General features: G+C 55.4%; 24 protein-coding genes and 1 riboswitch. Of the genes, 12 read left to right on the forward strand and 12 right to left on the reverse strand.

Going from position 1 to position 24,608, the window contains the following annotated elements; translation table 11 throughout:
* The first annotated feature begins 27 nt into the window (after window positions 1-27).
* Window positions 28-1,452 (forward strand): bifunctional D-glycero-beta-D-manno-heptose-7-phosphate kinase/D-glycero-beta-D-manno-heptose 1-phosphate adenylyltransferase HldE, encoded by a 1,425-nt coding sequence (gene hldE / locus DFO57_RS10555; RefSeq protein WP_014605027.1) that lies wholly within the window; start codon window positions 28-30, stop codon window positions 1,450-1,452.
* 36 nt (window positions 1,453-1,488) lie between these two features.
* Here hldE and DFO57_RS10560 read toward each other — a convergent pair whose 3' ends face one another.
* Window positions 1,489-1,821: an accessory factor UbiK family protein gene (locus DFO57_RS10560; RefSeq protein ID WP_013027248.1), complete on the reverse strand. Its 333-nt coding sequence runs from the start codon at window positions 1,819-1,821 to the stop codon at window positions 1,489-1,491.
* Window positions 1,822-1,992: 171 nt separating this feature from the next.
* Window positions 1,993-2,141, forward strand: a riboswitch (FMN riboswitch).
* Between the two features lie 110 nt (window positions 2,142-2,251).
* Here DFO57_RS10560 and ribB point away from each other — a divergent pair.
* Both ribB and ygiD read left to right on the forward strand, forming a co-directional pair.
* Window positions 2,252-2,908: a 3,4-dihydroxy-2-butanone-4-phosphate synthase gene (gene ribB / locus DFO57_RS10565; protein ID WP_013027247.1), complete on the forward strand. Its 657-nt coding sequence runs from the start codon at window positions 2,252-2,254 to the stop codon at window positions 2,906-2,908.
* 183 nt (window positions 2,909-3,091) lie between these two features.
* On the forward strand, window positions 3,092-3,874 hold the full coding sequence (ygiD, locus tag DFO57_RS10570) for a 4,5-DOPA dioxygenase extradiol (protein WP_024471052.1): 783 nt from the start codon (window positions 3,092-3,094) through the stop codon (window positions 3,872-3,874).
* Window positions 3,875-3,912: 38 nt separating this feature from the next.
* On the opposite strand, the gene DFO57_RS10575 is transcribed toward ygiD, so the two are convergent.
* From DFO57_RS10575 to tolC, 3 genes are all read right to left on the reverse strand, one after another.
* The gene (locus DFO57_RS10575; protein ID WP_014594637.1) at window positions 3,913-5,073 is read right to left on the reverse strand and encodes a glutathionylspermidine synthase family protein; all 1,161 of its coding nucleotides are present in this window, start codon (window positions 5,071-5,073) and stop codon (window positions 3,913-3,915) included.
* Between the two features lie 8 nt (window positions 5,074-5,081).
* Complete coding sequence (locus DFO57_RS10580) at window positions 5,082-5,753, reverse strand: DUF1190 family protein (protein WP_013027244.1); 672 nt, start codon at window positions 5,751-5,753, stop codon at window positions 5,082-5,084.
* A gap of 142 nt (window positions 5,754-5,895) precedes the next feature.
* Window positions 5,896-7,365: an outer membrane channel protein TolC gene (gene tolC, locus DFO57_RS10585; protein ID WP_024471050.1), complete on the reverse strand. Its 1,470-nt coding sequence runs from the start codon at window positions 7,363-7,365 to the stop codon at window positions 5,896-5,898.
* Window positions 7,366-7,576: 211 nt separating this feature from the next.
* On the opposite strand from tolC, the gene nudF reads away from it, so the two are divergent.
* Genes nudF through parE form a run of 5 tightly spaced genes read left to right on the forward strand, consistent with a single transcriptional unit; the run spans window position 7,577 to window position 12,033 of the window.
* Window positions 7,577-8,212 carry an ADP-ribose diphosphatase gene (gene nudF, locus DFO57_RS10590; RefSeq protein WP_013027242.1) on the forward strand — a complete coding sequence of 212 codons (636 nt, stop codon included), beginning with the start codon at window positions 7,577-7,579 and terminating at the stop codon, window positions 8,210-8,212.
* Window positions 8,209-8,634 (forward strand): DUF1249 family protein, encoded by a 426-nt coding sequence (locus tag DFO57_RS10595; RefSeq protein WP_014605031.1) that lies wholly within the window; start codon window positions 8,209-8,211, stop codon window positions 8,632-8,634. The genes nudF and DFO57_RS10595 overlap by 4 nt, the downstream gene beginning before the upstream one ends.
* A gap of 42 nt (window positions 8,635-8,676) precedes the next feature.
* Window positions 8,677-9,504 (forward strand): 3',5'-cyclic-AMP phosphodiesterase, encoded by an 828-nt coding sequence (gene cpdA / locus DFO57_RS10600; RefSeq protein WP_028715810.1) that lies wholly within the window; start codon window positions 8,677-8,679, stop codon window positions 9,502-9,504.
* 3 nt (window positions 9,505-9,507) lie between these two features.
* Window positions 9,508-10,089, forward strand: a complete 582-nt coding sequence (gene yqiA / locus DFO57_RS10605) for an esterase YqiA (protein ID WP_013027239.1) — start codon at window positions 9,508-9,510, stop codon at window positions 10,087-10,089.
* Window positions 10,090-10,137: 48 nt separating this feature from the next.
* Window positions 10,138-12,033, forward strand: coding sequence for a DNA topoisomerase IV subunit B (parE, locus tag DFO57_RS10610; RefSeq protein WP_014594634.1), 1,896 nt, complete (start codon window positions 10,138-10,140; stop codon window positions 12,031-12,033).
* A gap of 61 nt (window positions 12,034-12,094) precedes the next feature.
* On the opposite strand, the gene DFO57_RS10615 is transcribed toward parE, so the two are convergent.
* Together DFO57_RS10615 and DFO57_RS10620 are read right to left on the reverse strand one after the other, a co-directional pair.
* A complete protein-coding gene (locus DFO57_RS10615; protein ID WP_013027237.1) occupies window positions 12,095-12,403 on the reverse strand; it encodes a putative quinol monooxygenase in 309 nt (102 codons plus the stop codon).
* A 31-nt stretch (window positions 12,404-12,434) separates the two neighbouring features.
* A complete protein-coding gene (locus DFO57_RS10620) occupies window positions 12,435-13,016 on the reverse strand; it encodes an NAD(P)H-dependent oxidoreductase (protein ID WP_110015338.1) in 582 nt (193 codons plus the stop codon).
* A gap of 157 nt (window positions 13,017-13,173) precedes the next feature.
* Between DFO57_RS10620 and DFO57_RS10625 the strand changes: the two genes are divergently transcribed.
* A complete protein-coding gene (locus DFO57_RS10625; RefSeq protein ID WP_110015383.1) occupies window positions 13,174-13,941 on the forward strand; it encodes a transporter substrate-binding domain-containing protein in 768 nt (255 codons plus the stop codon).
* A 327-nt stretch (window positions 13,942-14,268) separates the two neighbouring features.
* Here DFO57_RS10625 and DFO57_RS10630 read toward each other — a convergent pair whose 3' ends face one another.
* The 6 genes from DFO57_RS10630 to DFO57_RS10655 form a co-directional block, all read right to left on the reverse strand.
* A complete protein-coding gene (locus DFO57_RS10630; protein WP_014605034.1) occupies window positions 14,269-15,129 on the reverse strand; it encodes a ketose-bisphosphate aldolase in 861 nt (286 codons plus the stop codon).
* Window positions 15,130-15,215: 86 nt separating this feature from the next.
* Window positions 15,216-16,067 carry a class II fructose-bisphosphate aldolase gene (locus DFO57_RS10635; protein WP_015699498.1) on the reverse strand — a complete coding sequence of 284 codons (852 nt, stop codon included), beginning with the start codon at window positions 16,065-16,067 and terminating at the stop codon, window positions 15,216-15,218.
* A gap of 9 nt (window positions 16,068-16,076) precedes the next feature.
* Window positions 16,077-17,168 carry a PTS fructose transporter subunit IIC gene (locus DFO57_RS10640; protein WP_110015339.1) on the reverse strand — a complete coding sequence of 364 codons (1,092 nt, stop codon included), beginning with the start codon at window positions 17,166-17,168 and terminating at the stop codon, window positions 16,077-16,079.
* Between the two features lie 11 nt (window positions 17,169-17,179).
* Window positions 17,180-17,494, reverse strand: a complete 315-nt coding sequence (locus tag DFO57_RS10645) for a PTS fructose transporter subunit IIB (protein WP_013027232.1) — start codon at window positions 17,492-17,494, stop codon at window positions 17,180-17,182.
* Between the two features lie 22 nt (window positions 17,495-17,516).
* Window positions 17,517-17,987: a PTS sugar transporter subunit IIA gene (locus tag DFO57_RS10650; RefSeq protein ID WP_014594631.1), complete on the reverse strand. Its 471-nt coding sequence runs from the start codon at window positions 17,985-17,987 to the stop codon at window positions 17,517-17,519.
* Between the two features lie 18 nt (window positions 17,988-18,005).
* A complete protein-coding gene (locus DFO57_RS10655; protein WP_015699499.1) occupies window positions 18,006-19,568 on the reverse strand; it encodes a transcription antiterminator in 1,563 nt (520 codons plus the stop codon).
* A gap of 392 nt (window positions 19,569-19,960) precedes the next feature.
* On the opposite strand from DFO57_RS10655, the gene parC reads away from it, so the two are divergent.
* The 3 genes from parC (at window position 19,961) to ftsP (ending at window position 24,592) form a co-directional block, all read left to right on the forward strand.
* Window positions 19,961-22,234 carry a DNA topoisomerase IV subunit A gene (gene parC, locus DFO57_RS10660; protein ID WP_014605037.1) on the forward strand — a complete coding sequence of 758 codons (2,274 nt, stop codon included), beginning with the start codon at window positions 19,961-19,963 and terminating at the stop codon, window positions 22,232-22,234.
* Between the two features lie 44 nt (window positions 22,235-22,278).
* Window positions 22,279-23,016: a 1-acylglycerol-3-phosphate O-acyltransferase gene (locus tag DFO57_RS10665; protein ID WP_014594628.1), complete on the forward strand. Its 738-nt coding sequence runs from the start codon at window positions 22,279-22,281 to the stop codon at window positions 23,014-23,016.
* A 145-nt stretch (window positions 23,017-23,161) separates the two neighbouring features.
* Window positions 23,162-24,592, forward strand: coding sequence for a cell division protein FtsP (ftsP, locus tag DFO57_RS10670; protein ID WP_013027227.1), 1,431 nt, complete (start codon window positions 23,162-23,164; stop codon window positions 24,590-24,592).
* The last annotated feature ends 16 nt before the right edge of the window (window positions 24,593-24,608 follow it).

The following is a 24,608-nucleotide window of genomic DNA, read 5'->3' on the forward strand; positions in this document are numbered from 1 at the left end:
TTTTGAATGCAGTCTGGAGTGTCTGGAATGAAAGTTACTCTGCCCGCGTTCGGCCAGGCCTCGGTGCTGGTCGTTGGCGATGTCATGTTGGATCGTTACTGGTACGGCCCCACCAGCCGTATTTCGCCTGAAGCGCCGGTGCCGGTGGTCAAGGTGGAAACCGTTGAAGAACGCCCAGGCGGCGCCGCTAACGTGGCAATGAACATTGCTGCGCTGGGGGCGGGTTCCCGTCTGATCGGACTGACCGGAGAAGACGATGCGGCTCAGGTACTGAGTAAAACGCTGAAGGATGTTCGTGTTGACTGCGATTTTGTCACCTTAAAAAGCCATCCCACCATTACCAAACTGCGCGTCCTCTCTCGCAACCAACAGCTCATCCGTCTGGACTTCGAAGAGGGATTTGAGCAGGTGGACGCCGCCCCGATGCACGAAAAAATGCGCCAGTCACTGTCCCGTAGCGGTGCGGTGGTGCTGTCGGATTACGGCAAAGGCGCACTGGACAGCGTTCAGCAGATGATCGCGCTGGCACGCGAGGCGAATGTACCGGTGTTGATCGATCCGAAAGGCACGGATTTTGCGCGCTACCGCGGAGCGACGCTGCTGACGCCCAACCTGTCTGAGTTCGAAGCCGTGGTTGGCAAATGCAAGACAGAGAATGAGATTGTGGAACGTGGCATGAAGCTGATCGCCGACTGCGACCTTTCCGCCCTGCTGGTCACGCGGTCTGAAAACGGCATGTCGCTGCTGCAGCCAGGTAAAGCGCCCCTGCATTTGCCGACCCAGGCGCAGGAAGTGTTTGACGTGACCGGCGCCGGGGATACCGTCATTGGCGTGCTGGCCGCTGCTTTAGCCGCAGGGGATTCGCTGGAAGAAGCCTGTTTTCTGGCTAACGCCGCTGCAGGCGTGGTGGTTGGGAAGTTGGGGACATCAACCGTCAGCATCGTGGAGCTGGAAAACGCCATTCGTGCGCGTCCAGAGCGCGGTTTTGGCATCATGACTGAATCCGAGCTGAAAGAGGCCGTCGCCATGGCGCGTCAGCGCGGCGAAAAAGTGGTGATGACCAACGGCGTCTTCGACATTCTGCATGCCGGCCATGTTTCCTACCTTGCTAACGCGCGCAAGCTGGGCGATCGCCTGATTGTCGCGGTAAACAGCGATGCGTCCACCAAACGCCTCAAAGGCGACAGCCGTCCGGTGAACCCGCAGGAAAACCGTATGATCGTGCTGGGTGCGCTGGAAGCGGTGGACTGGGTCGTGCTGTTTGAAGAAGACACGCCACAGCGCTTAATCGCCAGCGTATTGCCCGATCTGTTGGTAAAAGGCGGGGATTACAAACCGGAAGATATCGCGGGCAGCCAGGAAGTCTGGGCCAATGGCGGTGACGTGCGGGTGCTGAACTTTGAAGATGGCATCTCGACCACCAATATCATCAAAACCATTCGCGGCGACTGAGTCATGGCGGCGGGAGCCTGGGCTCCCGCCCGCCCTTTATTTAGCCGGTTTGTCAGCAGGATGTGCGGCTGGCACGATGGCCGGTGCCGGGCCAGGTGTGCTGGTGGCAGCGGGCGCGGCAGACGCTGAACTCTTGCTTTCCAGCTGAGCGAGACGCTGTTCCAGCGCCGCCAGTTTTTCACGCGTACGCAGTAAAACCTGAGTCTGGACATCAAACTCTTCACGGTTGACCAGATCCATGCGGGTCATTTGTGCCTGCAGCGTCTGCCGGATTTTCTTCTCGACATCATCGCCAAATTCACGAACTCCCTTCGGCAGCGCGTCATGAACCTGACGGGCCATTTGTTCAATTTTTTTCGTGTCGATCATGATGGTTTCCTGGTTACGGGTTGCTATGGCAGCATTGTACCAACGCTAGAGTCACTTAAGTGTAATGCCTGAATTGAAAAGGTTAAACCTGAAATCCTTAGCGCAAAAAATGCTAAAGCAATAATGGCTTTGTGGATTGCCGCCCCGAATAGGAAGCGTTATAGTTAAAACGCTTATTCTCAGGGCGGGGCGAAATTCCCCACCGGCGGTAAATCAGCCCAGGCTGACAGCCCGCGAGCGCTTCACTGTGATGGTGAAGGTCAGCAGATCCGGTGAAATTCCGGGGCCGACGGTTAAAGTCCGGATGGGAGAGGGTAACGACATCTGTCAGGCATTATGTCTGTTTTGCGTCATTGCTACGTCTATACGGCGTCACTCCTAAGCTTGCCCTGATTCTGGTAACCCAATACATTTAAAAGGTTTTATTACCATGAATCAGACTCTACTTTCTGAATTTGGCACGCCGAAACAGCGTGTAGAACGTGCTATCGCTGCACTCCGTGAAGGACGCGGTGTGATGGTGCTCGACGATGAAGATCGTGAAAACGAAGGCGATATGATTTTCGCTGCCGAAACCATGACCGTCGAGCAGATGGCTCTCACTATTCGCCACGGCAGCGGTATCGTGTGTCTCTGCCTGACCGAAGAACGCCGCCAGCAGCTGGCATTACCGATGATGGTGGAAAACAACACCAGCGCCTACGGCACAGGGTTTACCGTGACCATCGAAGCGGCGAAGGGCGTCACCACCGGCGTATCCGCGCAGGATCGCATCACTACCATTCGCACGGCGATTGCCGATAACGCCAAACCCGAAGATCTGAACCGTCCGGGCCACGTTTTTCCCCTGCGTGCCCATGATGGTGGTGTTCTGACCCGCGGCGGTCATACTGAAGCGACCATCGATCTGGTCACGCTGGCGGGCTTTAAACCTGCAGGCGTCCTGTGTGAACTGACCAACGACGACGGCTCTATGGCGCATGCGCCTGAAGTGATCCTGTTCGCGAAACAGCATGCGATGCCGGTCGTGACGATCGAAGATCTGGTTGCCTATCGTCGCGAGCACGAAACGCGTCAGGCCAGCTAACCGGCTTACTGTCAGGCCAGAAATACTGGCCTGATTGCTTCACTTCTTCCCCCATCCTTCCTGCTTATCTGACTCATCTTTTTCGTTCAAATTTCCTGACAGAGAACATCATGCTTATCCGCGTGATAACCCCTGCAAACAGCGTATCGTAGTGCTCATAGAGTGAACACATTAAGGATCGCTATGAGCCAGTTACGTATGCCAGCACTGTTTTTGGGACACGGCAGCCCGATGAATGCGTTAGAAGAAAACCGTTACACCGAAGCCTGGCGTAAAGCCGGTGCCACGCTGCCACGACCGCGGGCCATCCTGGCCATTTCGGCTCACTGGTATACCCAGGGAACGGCGGTCACAGCGATGGAAAACCCGCGTACCATTCATGACTTTGGCGGTTTTCCGCAGGCGCTTTTTGATACCCGCTATCCCGCGCCGGGTTCGCCTGAACTGGCAAATGAAATTGCTGAGATTTTATCGCCCGTGCCGGTTCATCAGGATCATGCATGGGGATTCGATCACGGCTCGTGGGGCGTGCTGATTAAAATGTATCCTGAGGCGGATATTCCGGTAGTCCAGCTTAGTATCGACAGCGGTAAGCCTGCGGCCTGGCATTTTGAGATGGGCAAAAAGCTGTCTGCCTTGCGCGATCGCGGTGTCATGATCGTCGCCAGCGGCAATGTGGTACACAACCTGCGTAAGGTTCTGTGGGGCGGCGGAAACGCTTATGACTGGGCGACCGGATTCAACAACTATGTGCGCGATAATCTGGCGGTTGACGCCGGAGCAGATTCCCATCCGTTGGTGAATTTTATGCAGCATCCGGATGCGGCGTTATCCAATCCCACGCCGGAGCACTTCCTGCCGTTGCTGTACGTGCTGGGGTCCCGTCAGCCAGGTGAGGCCGTCACCGTCCCTGTTGAAGGTATGGAAATGGGCGCAATCAGTATGCTGTCGGTACAGGTCGGCTAGAGGGAAACCAGGCCAGCGAGCTGGCCTGGAGGAAAGCGCTACTCGATAAACGCGTGCGGATAGAAACGCGAAAGATCCTGGGTGATCAGGTCGCGATCTTCGCGCAGGCCGATGCCCGCAGGCTGATCGTCAATCAACCAGCTACCAATTAGGGTATAGCTGTCGCCAAATTTCGGCAGCGGATGGAACTGCTGGACGATCATGCCTTCTTCGCCGTAAGGACCGTCCACACGGGCGATCTCTTTGCCGTTTTCCACAATACGAATGTTGGCCCCTTCGCGCGAGAACAGTGGCTTAACCACGTATTTCTCCATCGGTGGCACATCGTCTTCGGCAAACCAGGCGGGCAACAGGTTAGGGTGATTAGGGAACATCTCCCACAGCAGAGGCAGCAACGCTTTGTTTGACAGGATGCTCTTCCATGCCGGCTCCAGCCAGCGTACGCCCGCATCGGCCAGTTTGGTAGAAAACATCTCGCGCAGCATGAATTCCCACGGATAAAGCTTGAACAGATTACTGATGACCTGATCCTGGGCGTCAGTAAACTGGCCCTTTTCCCCCAGCCCTATCTCATCAATGTAGAGAAATTCGCTCGGCAGTCCGGCTTCCGTGGCGCAGTCCTGCAAGTATTGCACCGTTCCACGATCTTCATCGGTATCACGGCAGCAGGCGAAATGCAGCCAGTTAAACCCCTGTTGCTGATGAAGCACCGTAAAGCGTTCAATGAGTTTCTCTTGCAGGCTGTTGAATTGATCGCTGCCCTGCGGCAGCTGACCGGCATTGAGCTGGTCTTCGAGCCACAGCCACTGGAAAAACGCCGCCTCATACAGCGACGTCGGCGTGTCGGCGTTGTTCTCCAGCAGTTTGGCATCGCTTTTGCCGTCCCATGCGAGGTCGAGACGCGAATAAAGCGAGGGCTGACGCTGTTGCCATGAATCACGCACGAAGTCCCAGGTATGCTTAGGAATGCGAAATTTGGTGAGCAGCGCTTCACTGTTCACCACTTTTTCCACGACCTGCAGGCACATCTGATGAAGCTCGGCGGTGACGTCCTCAAGATAATCAATCTGCGCCAGCGTGAACTGATAGTAAGCCTCTTCACACCAGTAGGGCTCACCGTGCATGGTGTGAAAACGAAAACCAAACTCCGTGGCTTTTTCCCGCCAGCCCGGGCGCTCTGAAATCGCGATGCGTTGCATAAGCGGGGTTAGCCTCCCAGCGAACGGCTGGAGGTGCCGGACGCGCTGCTGCTACGCTGCATGCTGTTTTGCTTCGCGACCGTTTCACCAAAGCCACCCCGCGTAATCGTTGAGGTGGTGGTCGGTTTAGGCGCCATGGCGGTTTTAGGAACCGTCATGGTTTTACCGGAGGTGGCGTTACCATAGTTACGGCCGGACGCATCAACGAACTGACCGTTAGCCGGGCTGTTTGGCGTTTTGGGTGAGAACAGCGGCTGCTGCGCAAAACCCGCGCCGCCGCCCATCATGCGGCCCATCATATAGCCCGCCATCAGCGGCATCCAGAAGCTGCCGCTTTGCTGCGACTCGGCATTAGTGCTGCCCACGCCAGCCTGTGCAGGCGCCTGCTGACACTGGTTTTCACCAAATTCTGCCACGCAGTCTTCACGTGTGGCGTATTTCGGTGCGGTGCGTTCCGCTTCCTTTTTGGCGTTGTTAAACGCGGTGGTGCATTGCGCACTCTGGCCGGGATTGGCTTTCGTACAATCATCGGCGTTCTGATAGAGCGAGACGGTTTCGTCGTTTTGTTCACAGCCTGCCAGCATAAATACCGCTGAAACAGCGATAGCAACAGGCGTTAAGTGTCTTGCTTGCCAGCTCTTACGAAAGGCGGCATAGCGGATCGTTTTAGTCCGTTTCATTATAAATATCCTGTGCCCAAAGGTAGCGCATAGAATAGGGGATGAGTGGCGAGAAATGAAGCTAACGGCCAGGCAGGACGGGGATCTTTACTTAGTTATACGTTTTTAAGAGAAGCGGGCCGCAAAGCGGCCCGCAGGGCGATCAGTTAGCGAAAGGGTTACGGCTGCTTTTATGGGCGGCCGGGCGCACCGGCGCCGTCGCGGTTTCAGAAGAACTCGCGATGTGATCTTCACCCAGTACCTGCTGAACGTTCTGGGGCTGAACGGTTTCCGGTGAGGTGGAGATCTCTTTGCCTAACTGGCTGTTGAGAATGCCCAGACTCTGCTCGTTCAGCGTGCCCAGCGCATAGCTGATATTTAGCTGATTAATCAGATAGCTGTAACGTGCATCGGACAACTGCTGTTTCGCGTTATACAGGGTTGAGGTGGCGTTCAACACGTCAACGATGGTACGCGTACCGACCTGATAACCGGCTTCCATGGCGTCTAATGAACTCTGCGCAGAGACCACGGCTTGCTTGTACGCCGCAATGCTGCTCGCGGACGCATTCACGTTGTTGTAAGAAGAACGTACCGTCTGAACCGCAGAGCGGTGAGCCGCCTCCAGCTGTTCGCTGGCGCTGACAAAGTTATATTGCGCCTGCTTCACCTGTGAGGTCACGCTGCCACCGCTGTAAAGCGGAAGCGTGAAGCTCAGGCCGACTTTACTGTTTCCTGTAATCGAGTCTGTTGAGTTTGCACTCTGTTCAGCGCGGCTTCCGCCGTATTTGCTGTTAGACAGACCGGTAGACGCGGTCAGATCGAGCGTTGGCAGGTGGCCTGATTCCGCAGAGCGGATCTGTTCACGAGCTAAATCCTGATTCAGACGGGCAGAAAGCAGATTAAGGTTACGGCTTTCTGCCTGCTTGAGCAGCGCGTTAACGTTATCAGGTTTGGTGGTTTTAAAGCGATCGATGTTCAGTGAGGCCAGTGCCAGATAGTCCATGCCGGTGATCTGACGCAGAGACTCCACCGAGTTATCCAGATTGTTACGCGCCGTGACTTCATTGGCCAGCACGCTGTCATACTGGGCGCGGGCGTTCTGCACGTCGGTAATGGCCACCAGGCCCACGTTAAAGCGCTGAGTGGTTTGATCCAGCTCGCGGTAGATGGACATCTTCTGTGCTTCGACGTAAGAAAGCGTATCAATGGCTTTCAGCACGTTGAAATAGGCCGTCGCGGTATTCAGAATCAAATCCTGCTGGGCAACCTGATAGGTGACGTCCTGGATACCTGCGGTTTTTTCCTGCAGGGTCAGCGCGCGCCATTTTGACATGTCGAAAATGGTTTGCGTCAATTGCAGTGTGCCACTGGTCGTGTTGGAATGAATACCGCTACTATCACGATAGCCATTTGCATAGCTGTAATCTGCACCCAAACCCAGTTGTGGTAATAAAGGGCTGCGCGCTTCGTTGATTTTCTCAAACGCAGCATCGCGAGTGGCAGCGGAGCTCCGCAGGTCCGGGTTGCTTAAACGCGCTTGTTGGTAAACCTGAAGCAGGTTTTCTGCCTGACTGGCGACGCTGAAACCGCCCAGGCTCAGCCCAATAAATAATGGGAGCAGTTTTTTCATTTGCATTCCTTTTGTTGCAGCAAATCGCAATGATAGTGCCGCCGGTAAGCCAAAAATTATCGCAGATTCTAGCAGAGGGCAACTGTGAGATAAGGTGGCTGAACGTGCCATATTTGCGTGTTTCAGGTAAATAACTCTGTAATGACTGTTTAGATAGTGCCCGGGCTTGTGTTTTATCTGTGTCATCCCAATCTGCAAAAGGAACCAAACGATGAAGGACAATAAAACATCACCTGTGACTTTCACAAAAAATGATGTAGAAATTATTGCACGTGAAACGGCCTACGACGGTTTTTTTTCCATCGTTCGCTACCGTTTTCGCCATCGTCTGTTTAAAGGCGGCATGAGCGGAGAAGTGACGCGTGAAGTTTTTGAGCGCGGCCATGCTGCCGTCCTGCTACCTTATGATCCCATCCGTGATGAAGTGGTGCTGATTGAGCAGATCCGCATTCCGGCCTTCGACTGCAGCCCAACGCCCTGGCTGCTGGAAATGATTGCGGGCATTATTGAACCCGGTGAAACTCCGGAACAGGTGGGGCGCCGTGAAGCATCAGAAGAAGCCGGTCTGACCGTTGGCCGGGTGAAGCCCGTGTTGAACTATCTTGCCAGCCCGGGCGGCACCAGCGAACGTTTATCGGTTATGGTGGGAGAAGTGGATGCCGGCCTGGCAACAGGATGCCATGGTCTGGAGGAAGAGAATGAGGATATTCTTGTGCATGTCGTAAGCCGTGAACAGGCTTACCACTGGGTGGAACAGGGGATTATTGATAACGCGGCATCTGTCATCGCCTTGCAATGGCTGGCACTGCACCATAAAGAACTTCGAGAAGAGTGGACGCAAAAATGAAACAGCGCTATATCCCTGATTTCCCCGAGATGATGCGGCTGTGCGAAACCAATTTCGCCCAGTTACGCCGTCTGCTCCCGCGCGATGACGAGGCAGGCGCATCGGTTAGCTATCAGGTGAGCGGCGCCCGCTATCAGTTAACAATAGAAGAATCAACACGTTACACTACTCTGGTTGAAATTCGCCAGACGGCACCGGCGGTGAGTTACTGGAGCCTGCCTTCCATGTCTGTCAGGCTGTATCATGACGCCATGGTCGCTGAAGTGTGTTCAACACAGCAGATCTATCGGTTTAAAGCGCGTTATGATTACCCGAATAAAAAGATGAATCAGCGTGATGAAAAGCATCAAATCAATCAGTTCCTCGCTGACTGGTTACGCTACTGTCTGACGCATGGCGCCATGGCAGTACCGGCTTGCTGATACGTATAATGCATTGAATGGCGTAGAGACGAAGGAAACGCTTTGGATAGCCTGCTAACTCTTCCTGCGGCGACAGAATCTGGGGTGCGGATTCTGCAAGTGACGGACACGCATTTGTTCGCAGGAAAACACGAATCGCTGCTGGGAGTGAATACCTGGTCGAGTTATGACGCCGTGCTGGATGCGATCATCGCACAACAGCGCGACTATGATCTCATTGTGGCCACCGGCGATCTCTCTCAGGATCACTCGGTCGAAGCCTATCAGCATTTTGTTGAGGGCATTTCGCGCCTGCCAAAACCCTGTGTCTGGCTGCCGGGTAATCATGATTTCCAGCCCGCAATGGTGGATACGCTGGCCAGAGCCGGCATCAACGCGCACAAGCATGTGCTGGTGGGCGAACACTGGCAGGTCGTGCTGCTGGACAGTCAGGTCTTCGGCGTGCCTCATGGCATGTTAAGCGACTATCAGCTCGACTGGCTTGATAACGCCCTCGCGCGCTTTCCCCTGCGTCATACGCTGGTGCTGCTGCACCACCATCCGCTTGCTTCAGGCTGCACTTGGCTTGATCAACACAGTTTGCGCAATCCCCATCAGCTTGATGCCGTGTTACAGCACTATCCGCTGGCAAAGACACTGGTGTGCGGCCATATCCATCAGGAAATGGATGTGGAGTGGCACGGTCGCCGCGTGCTGGCCACGCCTTCCACCTGCGTGCAGTTCAAACCGCACTGCACCAGCTTTACCATTGATACCCTTGCGCCAGGCTGGCGCTGGTTTACGCTGCACAATGACGGTCAGCTTGATACAGAAGTGAACCGGCTCAGCACTCAGGCGTTTTGCCCCGATCTTGATGCCGAAGGATACTGACGGATGAAGGCGCTGCTTTACCTGCACGGCTTTAACAGCTCCCCGCGCTCAGCGAAAGCGACGCTGTTCAAACAGTGGCTGAGTCACAATCATCCCGACATAGAGATGATTGTGCCGCAGCTTCCAACTTTTCCGGCCGAGGCCGCGGCGATGCTGGAAGACATCGTGTTAAGTCACAGCGGGCGTGAAATGGGCCTGGTGGGCTCCTCGCTGGGCGGTTACTACGCGACGTGGCTGTCCCAGTGCTTTATGTTGCCTGCAGTGGTCGTCAACCCTGCCGTGCGGCCGTTCGAGTTGCTGGTGGATTTTTTAGGGGAGAATCAGAATCCCTACACCGGTCAGCAATATGTGTTAGAGTCTCGCCACATTTACGATCTGAAAGTGATGCAGATTGAACCGCTGGAAGCACCTGATTTATTGTGGTTGCTGCAACAAACCGGCGATGAAGTGCTCGATTACCGCCAGGCGCTCGACTACTACAGCGCGTGCCGTCATACGGTGGAAGAGGGCGGAAATCATGCATTTACTGGATTCGAACGCCATTTCCCGCAAATTCTGGACTTTCTGGGCCTGAATCACGCTTGAGTAACGCGGAAATCGCAACCATTTTCTTCTTCTAATCAGACAGTTACCATGAGTCAATCAAGCTATAATGCGGGTGACATTGAGGTCCTGACTGGCCTTGAGCCGGTTCGCCGTCGCCCGGGAATGTATACCGATACGACGCGCCCTAACCACTTGGGTCAGGAAGTGATTGATAACAGTGTCGATGAGGCACTGGCGGGCCATGCCAGGCGCGTAGAAGTGATTTTACATGCCGATCAGTCGTTAGAAGTGACTGACGACGGACGCGGCATGCCGGTGGATATCCATCCGGAAGAAGGCGTCCCGGCCGTTGAGCTCATCCTGTGCCGGCTGCACGCGGGGGGGAAATTCTCTAATAAAAACTACCAGTTTTCCGGTGGCCTGCACGGCGTCGGCATTTCGGTGGTCAATGCCCTCTCTAAACGTGTAGAAGTCAACGTGCGGCGTAATGGTGAGATCTACAGTATCGCCTTCGAAAACGGTGAAAAAGTGCAGGATCTGACCGTCACGGGCACGGTTGCGAAGCGCAACACCGGCACCAGCGTCCATTTCTGGCCGGATGAGCACTTCTTTGACAGCCCGCGCTTCTCGGTGTCCCGCTTATCACACCTGCTTAAGGCGAAAGCCGTGCTGTGTCCAGGGGTGGAAATTGTCTTCAAAGACAAGCTGAACAATACCGAACAGCGCTGGTGCTACGAAGATGGTCTGACGGATTACCTGTGCGAAGCCGTCAACGGCCTGCCAACCCTGCCAGAGAAGCCCTTCGTCGGAACCTTTGCCGGTGATATCGAAGCGGTGGACTGGGCATTACTGTGGCTGCCGGAAGGCGGTGAGCTGCTGACCGAAAGCTATGTGAACCTGATTCCCACCATGCAGGGCGGTACCCATGTCAACGGTCTGCGTCAGGGATTGCTGGATGCCATGCGTGAGTTTTGTGAATACCGCAATATTCTGCCGCGCGGCGTTAAACTGTCCGCAGAGGATATCTGGGATCGCTGCGCCTATGTGCTGTCAGTAAAAATGCAGGATCCGCAGTTTGCAGGCCAGACAAAAGAGCGTTTATCCTCGCGCCAGTGCGCCGCCTTTGTGTCTGCCGTAGTAAAAGATGCCTTTAGCCTGTGGCTGAATCAGAACGTGCAGGCGGCAGAACAGCTGGCGGAGCTGGCGATCTCCAGCGCCCAGCGCCGTATGCGCGCAGCCAAAAAAGTGGTGCGTAAAAAACTGACCAGCGGCCCGGCACTACCGGGTAAGCTGGCAGATTGCACCGCGCAGGATCTGAATAAAACCGAACTCTTCCTGGTGGAAGGGGATTCGGCGGGCGGATCGGCGAAGCAGGCGCGCGATCGCGAATATCAGGCGATCATGCCGCTTAAAGGTAAGATCCTCAATACGTGGGAAGTCTCGTCCGATGAAGTGCTGGCCTCGCAGGAGGTGCACGATATTTCGGTGGCGATCGGTATCGATCCCGATAGCGAAGATCTCTCACAGCTGCGCTACGGCAAAATCTGTATCCTTGCTGATGCGGACTCGGATGGGCTGCACATCGCCACATTGCTGTGTGCGCTGTTTGTGAAGCACTTCCGCACCCTGGTAAAAAATGGCCACGTCTATGTTGCCATGCCGCCGCTGTATCGCATCGATCTGGGCAAAGAAGTGTATTACGCGCTGGATGAAGACGAGAAAGAGGGCGTACTGGAGCAGCTGAAGCGCAAGAAGGGCAAGCCAAACGTGCAGCGCTTTAAAGGGCTGGGTGAAATGAACCCGCTGCAGCTGCGCGAAACCACGCTCGATCCCAACACGCGCCGTCTGGTGCAGCTCACCGTCAGTGACGATGACATTGAACAGACTTTGCGGGTAATGGATATGCTGCTGGCGAAAAAGCGATCCGAAGATCGTCGTAACTGGCTGCAGGAAAAAGGCGATAAAGCGGATATTGAAGTGTAATCCGCAGCCTGATGGAAAAAGCCCCTGAATGGGGCTTTTTTTTGTGCGTGTTCCGCCAGGATTATTTACCCGGCTCCAGCACCAGAATTTTCACGTCAGTCACATAGTCTTTAATCGCCGTACGATGGGCTTCCATATGCGGCATCTGCTGATGCTGATCAAGATGGCGCAGGGTTTCCCACTGCTCCAGCATAAAAATCGAATCAGGTGAATTGTGTTTCCAGGGCACCTGCGCCTGGTGATCGACCAGAGGGCTGTACTGATGGCAGCCTTCTTCTTCCAGCACGGTAGGGATCACCTGGTGAAACGCATCCAGCACTTTCTGACGACAGCCCGGCTTAACACAAATTTCAGCAACGACGGTTAACATTCACGTTTCCTCTTTCTGGGTGAACATCTATTTAAGCAAAAATCTCGCGGAGGTGCGTGCGATAACGTGCAATATCACGTGGAACATCCGGCTGTTTCATCACGTCGTTGCAGATAAAGGTCGGCAGTGCTTCCATGCCCAGGAACTGATTCGCCTTATGGAAATGCAGATACAGTCCGTCAACGCCCACGCCTTCAAAGAACTGCTCAGGGTCGGTAAAGGCCTCCAGTGGTGCGTTCCAGGTCAGGGACAGCATATATTTTTTGCCCTGAATCAGTCCGCCTGAACCATATTTTTTTGCGCCGTCGGCACGGGTGCGGCCATCGCTGGCATACAGCTTACCGTGGCCGTCGGTGAAAACCTCATCGATGTAACGTTTCACGGTCCAGGGTTCACCCATCCACCAGCCCGGCATTTGATAAATCACCACGTCGCTGTCGAGATATTTTTGCACCTCATCGGCCACAACATACGTGTGGTCGGCAACGGTGATCGTGACCTCATGGCCCAGATCACGCAGCTGGCTGGCGGCCACCTCGGTCAGCGTATGATTCAGCTCGCCTTTCGAATGGGCGAAGGTTTTACCGCCATCGATAATTAAAATGTTACTCATTAAGCTTGTCTCCCGTATGCGTCAATGGGGGGTAGCTTAGGCCGCGATGCGCGGGAGAAAAATGCGAGAATGATCACAACACTTTTGCGAATAGCGCAATAACCCCCGAGGTTATGTCACCATACCAGCGCAAACTCACTGCCGAAAAAATACAATGATGAAAAAAACACTCGTAATCACGTTACTGCTGGTGGCTGGCGGCGCGCAGGCCCAGTCGCGTCTGGACAGCGTTCTTAACACCAAAACTCTGAAAGTCTGTACTACCGGGGACTACAAACCTTACAGCTTCCTGAAACCGGATGGCAGCTATGAAGGGCTGGATATCAGCATGGCTGAATCCCTGGCCGCGTCACTGGGGGCGAAGGTGCAATGGGTACCCACTACCTGGAAAACCCTGATGCAGGACTTTATCGCGAAGCAGTGCGATATCGCCTTGGGTGGCGTATCGGTCACGCTGAAGCGCCAGCAAACGGCCTGGTTTGCGCAGCCGTTAGGCGTGGACGGTAAAATTCCGCTGGTGCGATGCGCCGATAAGGCGAAGTACCAGACGGTCGAACAGATGAACCAGCCCAGCGTGCGTCTGGTTGAGCCAGCAGGGGGCACGAACGAGGCGTTTGTTCACAGCCACTTACCTCAGGCTGCGTTAACGCTGTTTCACGATAACGTGACCATCTTCCAGCAGCTGGTGGATAATAAAGCCGATGTGATGATCACCGATGCCTCCGAGGCGCTGTATCAGCAGAAACGCTTTCCTACGTTATGTGCGCTCAACCCGGATAAACCGCTCCAGTACGGTGAAAAGGCTTACATGATTCCGCGTGATGATATGAGCTGGAAGCAGTATGTCGATCAGTGGCTGCATCTGAGCACCGCGACCGGGGAATATGCGCAGATCGCCCAGCAGTGGATGGGTGTGATGAAGTAAGGTGAAAGCAGGGGGTTTACCTGATGTGTTAACGCCGGGCTTCAAAACTGCAGATAGCCGTCCGAAACGGCGCACATGCGTCACTGTGCCCACCGCCACGGGAGCGGAACAGACAATTCGCAGCGCTGAGCAGAGCGAGGAAGCCAGAATTTGCCCGCAGGACGCGGGCAAAAAGCGGAGCCGGTACAGGAAGTACCGTCTCCGCTGGTTCGTCAGGTTGACGAACGCCGCGAAGGCACCGCGTTAGCGGCGCGAGGACGTCAGATCCGATACCGTGGCGGTGGGAACCGCACGGAACACCAACCACACATTTTTACCCTTCAGTACTCAATACAGCGACGCTTTTCCCAGTCCGCCAAACAAATTCATTTTGTAGCGGATCACCGCTTTAGCGGCTTCAATCGCTTCGGGATAGATAACGTTAGGGTCCCACCAGGTTTCGCGGGTTAAGACTTCGCGCACCTTCTGGAAATAGGCATATTTCATATCGCTGGAAATATTGATTTTACCCACGCCCAGCGTAACCGCCTCCGCCACTTCGGCATCGGGATTCGCCGAACCGCCGTGCAAGACCAGCGGAATGGACACGCGTTGCGAGATATCCCGCAGAATATGCATTTGCAGTTCGGGCTTCATATCTTTGGGATAGATACCGTGCGCCGTGCCTATTGCCACCGCTAAAGTATCCACGCCGGTGCGCTGCACAAAGTCTTCCGCCTGCGCGGGATCGGTGTAAATCACTTTACTGACGCCGCCCTCTACCGAGGTGCCGGTATCGCCAATGGTCCCCAGTTCGCCCTCGACAGATACGCCCACCGCGTGCGCCAGCTTCACTACCTCTTTGGTCAGCGCCACGTTTTCTTCATAGGGCAGCAGCGAGCCGTCAATCATGACCGATGTAAAGCCACACTGAATAGCGCGCAGCACGTGGGCAACCGAAGCACCATGATCCAGATGCAGGGTAAAGGGCACGGTACTTTTCAGGGTGCGCTCCCGAACATAGCCAAAAAACGCATCCGTCACGAACGCCAGTTCGCTGGGGTGAATAGAGATAATGGCCGGAGTTTGTGTGGCTTCGGCTTCTTCCACCACCGCGCGGATAAAACAGCTGTCGGCCACGTTAAATGCGCCTATAGCAAAGCGGTGTTGGCGGGTGGGGCTTAACATCTCTTTCATTGAAATCAACATGTTAAATCTTCCTCAGCTTGTTTTACGACAAAGGGATGCCCTGCGCTGACGTTCAGAGACGCGCACCGGGTTACAGCAGAAAAAAATCAGATCTGATTAGCGGAGCCGGAACAGCTCAGATAGTCATGTACGACTTCGCAGCAGGCGGCCTCCATCAGCGCCAGCAGATCAGGCAGCTCAGCAGCGGGATGCTGCTTAAGCGCCTGATGGAGCGCCTGCTTGCCTGCATCAAAGACCGCCGCGCCAACGTTAATCTTGGCGACGCCGTGCTGACTGACGCGTCGAATATCGTCGGCTGGCGTGCCGCTGCCGCCGTGCAGCGCCAGGGGAACCGGCGAAACCCCATGCAGCGCAGCCAGACGCTGAAAGTCGATTTGCGGTTTGACGCCAGCGGGATAGAGCCCGTGCGCGGTCCCAACCGACACCGCTAACAGATCGATGCCCGTCTGTTCCAGAAAGGGCACCACGTCCGCCACCTGGGTCATTTTCACCGCAGCGTCTGCCAGCGCATAGGTTGGGGCATCGGCGATATGCCCCAGTTCGCCCTCCACACAAACCCCGGCGGTATGCGCCATCTCGACCACTTTTGCCGTCTGGCGAATATTTTCTGCCAGCGGCTCGGAGGAGGCATCGATCATCAGTCCGGTAAACCCGGCGCGAAAGGCCTGTCCAATCAGCGGAAAGGCTTTTCCGTGGTCAAGCGCCAGCGCGATCGGCACGCGGGCATTCGCTGCCAGCGCCTGAACCAAGGGCACGGCTACAGCGGGCGGGAAATGGCGGCTGTGCCCCTGATAAACATTCAGGATCAGGGGCGCGCGTTGCTCCTCCGCCGCCTTCACTGCCGCACGTGCGCTCTCCAGATTGAAACAGTTGATGGCCAGTACCGCATACTGATTACGGGCAGCCCGTGCGATCAGGTCGTTCATTGCCGCGTACATACGCACTCCTTATTCCAGTGTGAATTTAATGTCGTCGTCGCGAACGCTGTGGTCTTCCACGTCGTCAAACTCTTCGTCGGCTTCGGTCACCGGCTTTTTCAGCAGCGATAGCATCACGCCACAGATCGTGCTGCCGATACCGAGCGCCAGGCAGAACAGCCAGGGTTTGGTGAAGAGGGGCACTACGAACATGCCGCCGTGAGGCACGGGCGCTTCGACGCCCCAGACCATAATCAGCCCGCCGGCGACGGCGGAAGCCACCACACAGCTGCCGACGACACGAAGCAGATCGCGGGCGGCAATCGGGATCACACCTTCAGTGATCATGCAGATCCCCATGGGAAAGGCCGCCTTCAGCGCCTCTTTTTCCGCGCTGGTGTACTTATGACGGGTTAACAGCCAGGAAAGGGTGATACCAAAGGGCGGGATCATCGAACCGACAAATTTGACCGCTTCCGGTCCGTAAATACCGTCGACCAGCATGCCATCCGCGAACAGCGACATGGTTTTATTGACCGGCCCGCCAAAGTCGAAGGTGGCCATCGCCCCCAGAATGGCGCCCATAACGAACTTCGAACCGCCCTGCATGGATTCCAACAGCGCAATCAGCGCCTTCTGCAACCAGACGATGGGCTGGCCGATGAAGGTCATCATCAAAAGCCCGGCGATAATGGTGCTCAGCACCGGTAACACCATGATCGGCATCAGGCCCTGCATCGACTGCGGCAGCCGAATGCTGCGGCGCAACAGAATCACCGTATAACCCACCAGGAAGCCGCCAAGGATGCCGCCGATAAAACCCGTGCCGATCTGGCCGCAGATAAAGCCTACGATTAAGCCAGGCGCAAAGCCCGGCCTGTCGGCAATCGAGTAGGCGATGGCGGCGCTAATCAACGGCACGATCAATCCCATGCCCCAGCCGCCCATCTGGTTCAGCATCCAGGCAATCGTGCCGGGATGTTTGCCTACGTCCGGACCACCGATGACCTGGCCCAGCGCGATACAGATCCCGGCGGCGACAATCAGCGGGATCATCCAGGAGATCCCCGTCAACAGATGACCTTTGATCTCCTGTCCGTACTGTCTTTTGTTATCGTTCATTGTGGATCTCCTCAGGCACGCGCCAGTGAATCCGCCACTTTTTCCAGAAACTTAATCGGCGACTTGATCACCACTTCAGTTTTCACCCTGACGATCGGTTTGCCGCGAAAGCGTTCCTCACCGTTGATCTTGACATCCACCGCCAGAATGACGACATCGGCGGCGGCGATGGTTTCCGTATCGAGGGCGTTTTCAGTACCAATGGTGCCCTGCGTTTCCACGTGGATGGTGTGACCAAGGGCATGGGCTCCCTTGATCAGTTTTTCGCGCGCAATGTAGGTATGCGCGATACCCGCCGTGCAGGCGGCAACACAGACAATGTTCATGGTCTACCTCGGACGTGTAGGATTAACAGAGGTCGGTTTCGGCGTACTGACTGAACAGCCGAATGATTTCGCTGGGGTCGTTTTCCACCAGCAACTGCGCAATCACCTCATCATCGGCCAGCGCACTGGCCACCTGGGACAGCAGGCGAATATGGGGGGTATTTTGATCTTCAAGGCGAACGGCAAACAGGATGATGCAGCGCACCTGGCTGCCATCCAGCGTTTCCCAGGGAATATCCTGCTGGCTGCGCCCAATAGCTAACGTGGTCTGTTTCACGGCTGACGATTTCCCGTGGGGAATGGCAATGTGATTTTCAAACCCTGTCGAACCCTCTGCCTCGCGTAGCCAGACATCCTTGATAAAGGCCTGTTTATCGCTAATCGCACCGTCACTGAACAGCAAATCGGTCAGTTCAATGATGGCCTCCTCTTTACTGCTGGCTTGCAGGTTGAGATTGACGCGGCGTGGCGTAAGAATGCGAGAAATATCCATCAGTCAGACCTCATTCAGTTAATGTTCTGCCAGGGCGCTGTTAACGGCCTTCGGCAGTTGGCTGCCAATCATGGCGTCAGTCACACGGCGAATATCGTCATCATTGAAAAACGCGGTCACATACACGGTAGGAAACAGCGAGGTGTCGAGGTGAATAGTCGAGATCACCAGATCAACCGGCTCCTGTTGGCAAAAATCGCCGAGGTTACTGGCCGAAATGACGCCCGCAATAATCCAGTCCGGGAACGCGCGCAGAATACGGCTCTTCAGGAGATGCGAGGTGCCGACGCCGCTGGAACAGACCAGCAAAATGCGTTTATGGGCGATTTGCCGTTCCAGCGCGGCCTGAAAATGGACACATAAATAGCCCACTTCGTCGTCCGCAATCGACCCGTAATGAAAACGCGCGGCGGTAAGCTGCATGGCCCGCTGAGTCAGCGTAAAAATTTCACTCAGCTCCGTTTTAATATCATCGAGCAATGGATTACGAATGCTAATATGATATTTCAGCCGGTTAAGTAATGGCTTAATATGGAAAAGTAAACCTTCAAATAATAAAGGATCGGCAGTGAGGTCCTGTTGAATAAGTTCTGAGAAGCAGCGAATTAATTCAACCGTAATATTACGCGAGGCTTCATTCGATAATTGATATTGCGGCAACATATCGCTGCCGCGTTCTTCAACCACAATGCCCGACGAAATAATGTACTGATAAATAAATCCGACTTCATCCGCCGGCACTGACTGGTCTAAACGTTGTTCAACCTGTCGCACCATCTGACGGGCAATCTTCAGAATGCGATTATCCATTTCCTGAGCGCTCAGCTCTAAGGGCAGAGATAAAGCCTTACCCTGCGACATGCGGTGGATCATAATCAGGATGTGGGTGGACAGATTGATGTAGTACGCATCGCTCAGTGGATAGCCAAGCTGCTGCTCCATCTGCTGCAGTAAGGTCTGCACAAACGCCACATCCTCCTCGCCAAAATAGTGGATCAGCGCCTGGTAACTGCCCGGGTCCAGCCGCGGTAGCGCCGTGTTACTGCCACCGTTATGCTGCATAACATCGTTAATCAGCGATACCATCGCCTGACGTAATGCCTGCTCACTGCCTTCGACATGCGTACCGCTCTGACTTCTTACCAGCGCCAGCGCCAGCGGTTGTAGCCACTCTTCAATGACCTTTAAATCGTTGACGATAGAAGCGTGACTAATGAAATAGCGTTCAGATAACTTACTGATGGAGGTTTCACGCGGCGCATCCCTCAGCAGCTGTGACAGAATTTTCACCCGGCGTGCATTGTTGCTTAAACCTTCAGACCAGTTCTCTTCACTGGCCAGATGCTGCTGTAATCGCAGGCGTTGCGCGATATCCTCGGTTTGCAGTATCACGCTGCGACCGGGCAGCTTGATCAGCTGTGCCTGCCAGGCGCCCAGCCAGATTTCCAGGCTTTGCAAATCGCGATAAATACTTTTTTCAGAAACGGTTAACTGCTGGGCTAATTGCGTTAAAGCCAGCGGCGTACCCGCCTGCAGCAGTAATTTCAGTAACCGGTGTTGTCGTGAAGTCAGATTCTGCATTCAGTCACCTGTCTATTATTTCGTTAGCGGTGCTTAAGTGGCAATTCGTTAAATCCAACCTGGAAAAAAATAAAAGTGTGTAACAGCGTTAAAATTGAATGTAGGGCGTGGAAGGCGAATCAACAATACTAAATGTTGTCCCCGAAACGGGACAGGATTAATACGCTATAACGTCGCCGGTAATTAATTGCGAGCGCGGTCACAAACTATTATAAATAAGACATTCGGCATTTTGTCCTGAGGCGGATTTTCGGCGATAGGTCAACCGGGAAAAAACCCCAGGCCTGACTGCGTCTGGCCTGTGACTAACACCCACGAATAAGGTACTATCCTCGCCAAACAACCGCCGGGTGATCCGCCGTTGCGGGTCACGATGTGAGGATGAGGACTTAATGAGCGAATTGACGCAGGATGGTGCAGAGCGTCTTGCCCTGCATACGTTTACTGAGAATGCGTACTTAAATTACTCCATGTACGTCATCATGGACCGCGCGCTGCCTTATATTGGCGACGGTTTAAAGCCCGTGCAGCGCCGCATTGTCTATGCCATGTCAGAGCTGGGGCTGAACGCCACCGCCAAATTTAAAAAATCCGCCCGTACCGTCGGTGACGTGCTGGGTAAATACCATCCTCATGGCGACAGCGCCTGCTATGAAGCCATGGTGCTGATGGCACAGCCGTTCTCCTACCGCTATCCGCTGGTCGATGGTCAGGGAAACTGGGGCGCGCCGGACGATCCTAAATCCTTTGCCGCCATGCGTTACACCGAGTCGCGCCTGTCGAAGTATGCCGAAGTGCTGCTGGGCGAGCTGGGGCAGGGCACGGCTGACTGGGTGCCGAACTTTGACGGCACGATGCAGGAGCCCAAGATGCTGCCGGCGCGGCTGCCGAACATCCTGCTGAACGGCACCACCGGCATTGCGGTGGGCATGGCAACGGATATTCCGCCGCACAACCTGCGTGAAGTAGCGCAGGCCGCTATCGCCCTGATTGACGATCCGAAAACCAGCCTGGATGCGCTGCTGGAAATCGTGCAGGGCCCGGATTTCCCGACTGAAGCCGAGATCATCACGCCTCGTGACGAGATTCGCAAAATCTATCAGAACGGACGCGGTTCGGTGCGTCAGCGCGCGGTGTGGAAAAAAGAAGACGGCGAAGTGGTGATTACCGCGCTGCCGCATCAGGTATCCGGCGCGCGCGTGCTGGAGCAGATCGCCAACCAGATGCGCAACAAAAAGCTGCCGATGGTAGAGGATCTTCGTGACGAATCCGATCATGAAAACCCCACACGGCTGGTGATCGTGCCGCGATCCAATCGCGTCGATCTTGAGCAGGTCATGAACCACCTGTTCGCCACCACCGATCTGGAAAAAAGCTACCGCATCAACCTCAATATGATCGGCCTGGATAACCGTCCGGCGGTGAAAAACCTGCTGGAGATCCTGTCTGAATGGTTAGTGTTCCGTCGTGACACCGTGCGCCGCCGTCTGAACTACCGTTTAGATCGCGTGCTGCGCCGTTTGCATATCCTTGACGGTTTGCTGGTGGCGTTCCTCAATATTGATGAAGTGATTCATATCATCCGTACCGAGGACGAGCCGAAACCGGTACTGATGTCGCGCTTTGACATTAGCGAAACCCAGGCTGAAGCGATCCTTGAACTCAAGCTGCGTCATTTGGCCAAGCTGGAAGAGATGAAGATTCGCGGCGAGCAGAGCGAGCTGGAAAAAGAGCGCGATCAGCTGCAGGCGATTCTGGCGTCCGAACGCAAAATGAATACGCTGCTGAAAAAAGAGCTGCAGGCAGACAGCAACAATTTTGGCGACGACCGCCGTTCACCGCTGCGTGAGCGTGAAGAAGCGAAAGCGCTGAGTGAAACCGAGCTGGTGCCGTCCGAGCCTGTCACCATTGTGCTGTCGCAGATGGGCTGGGTGCGCAGTGCTAAAGGACATGACATCGACCCGGCAGGGCTGAGCTACAAAGCGGGCGACAGCTATCTGGCGGCGGCGCGCGGCAAGAGTAACCAACCTGTGGCCTTTATCGATTCCACCGGACGCAGCTATACGCTGGATCCCACCTCGCTGCCGTCGGCACGCGGGCAGGGCGAGCCGCTGACCGGTAAGCTGACGCCACCGCCGGGTGCAGTTATGGAGCAGGTGCTGATGGAGCCGGAAGAGCAGCGTTTGCTGATGGCGTCTGATGCCGGATACGGTTTCATCTGCACCTTCAACGATCTGATTTCGCGCAACCGTGCGGGTAAAGCGCTGCTGACGCTGCCTGAAAATGCCCGCGTGATGACGCCCATGGCTGTTCATCACGAAGATGACATGTTGCTGGCCATTACGCAGGCGGGCAGGATGTTGATGTTCCCGGTCGGCGAACTGCCGCAGATGTCGAAGGGCAAGGGCAACAAGATTATCTCGATTCCGTCGGCGGATGCCGCGTCGGGAGCGGATAAACTGGCCTGGCTGATGATCCTGCCACCGGGCAGTGCGATTACGCTGCACGTTGGCAAACGCAAGCTGCTGTTACGCAGTGAAGAGTTGCAGAAGTTCCGTGCCGATCGCGGCCGTCGTGGCACACTGCTGCCGCGCGGCCTGCAAAAAATTGATCGGGTCGAACTGGATGCGCCGGCACGTCCCGGCAGCGCGGACAGCGACGCGTAATTCACCCGGCTGGCCCCGGCCAGCCGTGTCACATTGAGGAAAGTATGTTACTGATATTACGCACTATTATCGTAGTGATTTATTCAATATTGCTGAGTTTTTTTGGCTGTATCTGGTGCCTGTTCTCGCCACGTAATCCGCGCCACGTTGCGACCTTTGGTCACCTGTTTGGCAAATTATCGACGCTGTTTGGGCTTAAAGTTGAGCTTCGTCGCCCCGAAGGCGCGGATAACTACGGCAACGCGATTTACATCGCTAACCACCAGAACAACTACGATATGGTCACCGCAGCCAAGATTGTGCAGCCAACAACGGTCACCGTCGGTAAAAAAAGCCTGTTGTGGATACCTTTTTTTGGTCAGCTTTACTGGCTGACCGGCAACCTGCTGATCGATCGTGACAACCGCGCCAAAGCACACGGGACGATCGGTGAGCTGGTGGATCAGTTTAATAAAAAACGCATCTCCTTCTGGATGTTCCCGGAGGGCACGCGCAGCCGTGGTCGTGGGTTGTTACCCTTTAAAACCGGGGCATTTCATGCCGCCGTTGCCGCAGGCGTGCCGATCATTCCAATTGTAGTATCGAATACTCACGGCAAGATTAACCTCAACCGCCTGAAAAACGGACTGGTGATTGTGGAAATGCTGCCGCCGGTGGACGTGAAACAATTTGAATCCTCTTCGGTGCGCAAGCTGGCGACTCACTGCCGGGAATTGATGGCGGCCAAGCTGGAAGAGCTGAACGCCGAAGTCGAAGAACGCGAAAAAAACGGTAAAATCTAACCGATAAGCCCTTTATCGGACTATTCTGCATGGATGCCCCACGGCGAGTCAGCATGACGTTGCTCGCCGTGCACGCAGCACAGCAATGACAGCAATAAAAACAGAGTTGGCGGTTCAGCGCCACGCGTAAAAGGTCTGAAATTCAATGTCTTTCAGCAGACGTCAGTTTATCCAGCTTTCTGCCGGTGCGGCGCTCAGTGCCGCGCTTGTGCCTCATGCGGCGCGTGCCGCTTCTGCGGGAGGTGATACGCCCCTGCCTGTCCCGCCGCTACTGGAATCTCGCCGCGGTCAGCCGCTGTTTCTGACCCTGCAGCGCAGCCACTGGTCGTTTAACGGCGATAACAATAAAGTCCCGGTCTGGGGCATCAACGGCATGTACCTCGGCCCCACGGTGCGCGTGTACAGCGGTGATGATGTCAAACTGATTTACAGCAACCGCCTCAATGAACCCGTTTCAATGACGGTCAGCGGCCTGCAGGTGCCGGGCGCACTGATGGGCGGCGCGCCGCGCATGATGTCAGCCGGGGTCGACTGGGCGCCGGTTTTACCGATTCGCCAGAGTGCCGCGACCTGTTGGTATCACGCCAACACGCCAAATCGCATGGCCCCGCACGTCTACAACGGCCTGGCGGGCATGTGGCTGATTGAGGATGACATCAGCAAGCAGCTACCTTTGCCGAAACACTATGGCGTGGATGATTTCCCCCTGATTATTCAGGATAAACGGCTGGATAACTTTGCCACGCCGGTTTATGACCCACCGGGCGACGGCGGTTTTCTCGGCGATACGCTGCTGGTTAACGGTGTGCGTAACCCTTTTGTCGAGGTATCACGTGGCTGGGTCCGTCTGCGGTTACTCAACGCCTCCAATGCGCGGCGTTATGAACTGAGCCTCAGTGACAACCGGCCCTTCACGGTGATTGCCAGCGATCAGGGCTTTCTGCCGTCACCCGTCGCCGTACAGCGCTTAACTCTGGCGCCGGGCGAACGGCGTGAAGTCTTAGTGGATATGTCGCAAGGGGATGAAGTCTCCATCACGGCAGGCACGGCGGCGGGCATTATGGATCGTTTGCGCGGTTTCTTTGAGCCCTCCACGATCCTGACCTCAACGCTGGTGCTTACGCTGCGGCCTACCGGCCTGCTGCCGCTGGTGACGGATAACCTGCCGATGCGTTTGCTGGCCGATCAGATTCTGGATGGCGCCTCGGTGCGCACGCGTGAGTTCCGCATTGGCGACAGCCTGCCGGGCATCAATGGTGCCGTCTGGGATATGAACCGCATTGATTCTACCGCGCAGCAGGGCACGTTCGAACGCTGGATTATTCGCGCCGATCGTCCGCAATCTTTCCACATCCAGGGCGTCATGTTCCTGATTAAGAGCGTAAACGGTGCTCAGCCGATGGGCGAAGATCGCGGCTGGAAGGACACGGTCTGGGTGGACGGAGACGTAGAGCTTCTGGTGAGCTTTACGCAAAGTTCTTCTGAGCATTTTCCGTTTGTCTATCACAGCCAGACGCTGGAACTGGCGGATCGCGGCACGGCAGGTCAGCTGCTGACGCAACCTACGCTGTCTTAGCGGCACACGTGCTTCA

It is taken from the genome of Pantoea sp. AG702, assembly GCF_003182295.1.
In the GTDB taxonomy this organism is placed as follows: domain Bacteria; phylum Pseudomonadota; class Gammaproteobacteria; order Enterobacterales; family Enterobacteriaceae; genus Pantoea; species Pantoea ananatis.

Excerpts from the sequence above, each read along its gene's own strand:
- DFO57_RS10575 (WP_014594637.1), bottom strand. The coding sequence starts at position 5,073 with ATGCAACGCATCGCGATTTCAGAGCGCCCGGGCTGGCGGGAAAAAGCC.
- DFO57_RS10655 (WP_015699499.1), bottom strand. The coding sequence starts at position 19,568 with ATGCAGAATCTGACTTCACGACAACACCGGTTACTGAAATTACTGCTG.
- yqiA (WP_013027239.1), top strand. The coding sequence starts at position 9,508 with ATGAAGGCGCTGCTTTACCTGCACGGCTTTAACAGCTCCCCGCGCTCA.
- tolC (WP_024471050.1), bottom strand. The coding sequence starts at position 7,365 with ATGAAAAAACTGCTCCCATTATTTATTGGGCTGAGCCTGGGCGGTTTC.
- parE (WP_014594634.1), top strand. The coding sequence starts at position 10,138 with ATGAGTCAATCAAGCTATAATGCGGGTGACATTGAGGTCCTGACTGGC.
- DFO57_RS10560 (WP_013027248.1), bottom strand. The coding sequence starts at position 1,821 with ATGATCGACACGAAAAAAATTGAACAAATGGCCCGTCAGGTTCATGAC.
- nudF (WP_013027242.1), top strand. The coding sequence starts at position 7,577 with ATGAAGGACAATAAAACATCACCTGTGACTTTCACAAAAAATGATGTA.
- DFO57_RS10645 (WP_013027232.1), bottom strand. The coding sequence starts at position 17,494 with ATGAACATTGTCTGTGTTGCCGCCTGCACGGCGGGTATCGCGCATACC.
- ftsP (WP_013027227.1), top strand. The coding sequence starts at position 23,162 with ATGTCTTTCAGCAGACGTCAGTTTATCCAGCTTTCTGCCGGTGCGGCG.
- DFO57_RS10580 (WP_013027244.1), bottom strand. The coding sequence starts at position 5,753 with ATGAAACGGACTAAAACGATCCGCTATGCCGCCTTTCGTAAGAGCTGG.
- DFO57_RS10615 (WP_013027237.1), bottom strand. The coding sequence starts at position 12,403 with ATGTTAACCGTCGTTGCTGAAATTTGTGTTAAGCCGGGCTGTCGTCAG.
- DFO57_RS10650 (WP_014594631.1), bottom strand. The coding sequence starts at position 17,987 with ATGGATATTTCTCGCATTCTTACGCCACGCCGCGTCAATCTCAACCTG.
- DFO57_RS10665 (WP_014594628.1), top strand. The coding sequence starts at position 22,279 with ATGTTACTGATATTACGCACTATTATCGTAGTGATTTATTCAATATTG.
- ygiD (WP_024471052.1), top strand. The coding sequence starts at position 3,092 with ATGAGCCAGTTACGTATGCCAGCACTGTTTTTGGGACACGGCAGCCCG.
- hldE (WP_014605027.1), top strand. The coding sequence starts at position 28 with ATGAAAGTTACTCTGCCCGCGTTCGGCCAGGCCTCGGTGCTGGTCGTT.
- DFO57_RS10640 (WP_110015339.1), bottom strand. The coding sequence starts at position 17,168 with ATGAACGATAACAAAAGACAGTACGGACAGGAGATCAAAGGTCATCTG.
- parC (WP_014605037.1), top strand. The coding sequence starts at position 19,961 with ATGAGCGAATTGACGCAGGATGGTGCAGAGCGTCTTGCCCTGCATACG.
- ribB (WP_013027247.1), top strand. The coding sequence starts at position 2,252 with ATGAATCAGACTCTACTTTCTGAATTTGGCACGCCGAAACAGCGTGTA.
- DFO57_RS10595 (WP_014605031.1), top strand. The coding sequence starts at position 8,209 with ATGAAACAGCGCTATATCCCTGATTTCCCCGAGATGATGCGGCTGTGC.
- DFO57_RS10625 (WP_110015383.1), top strand. The coding sequence starts at position 13,174 with ATGAAAAAAACACTCGTAATCACGTTACTGCTGGTGGCTGGCGGCGCG.
- DFO57_RS10620 (WP_110015338.1), bottom strand. The coding sequence starts at position 13,016 with ATGAGTAACATTTTAATTATCGATGGCGGTAAAACCTTCGCCCATTCG.
- DFO57_RS10635 (WP_015699498.1), bottom strand. The coding sequence starts at position 16,067 with ATGTACGCGGCAATGAACGACCTGATCGCACGGGCTGCCCGTAATCAG.
- DFO57_RS10630 (WP_014605034.1), bottom strand. The coding sequence starts at position 15,129 with ATGTTGATTTCAATGAAAGAGATGTTAAGCCCCACCCGCCAACACCGC.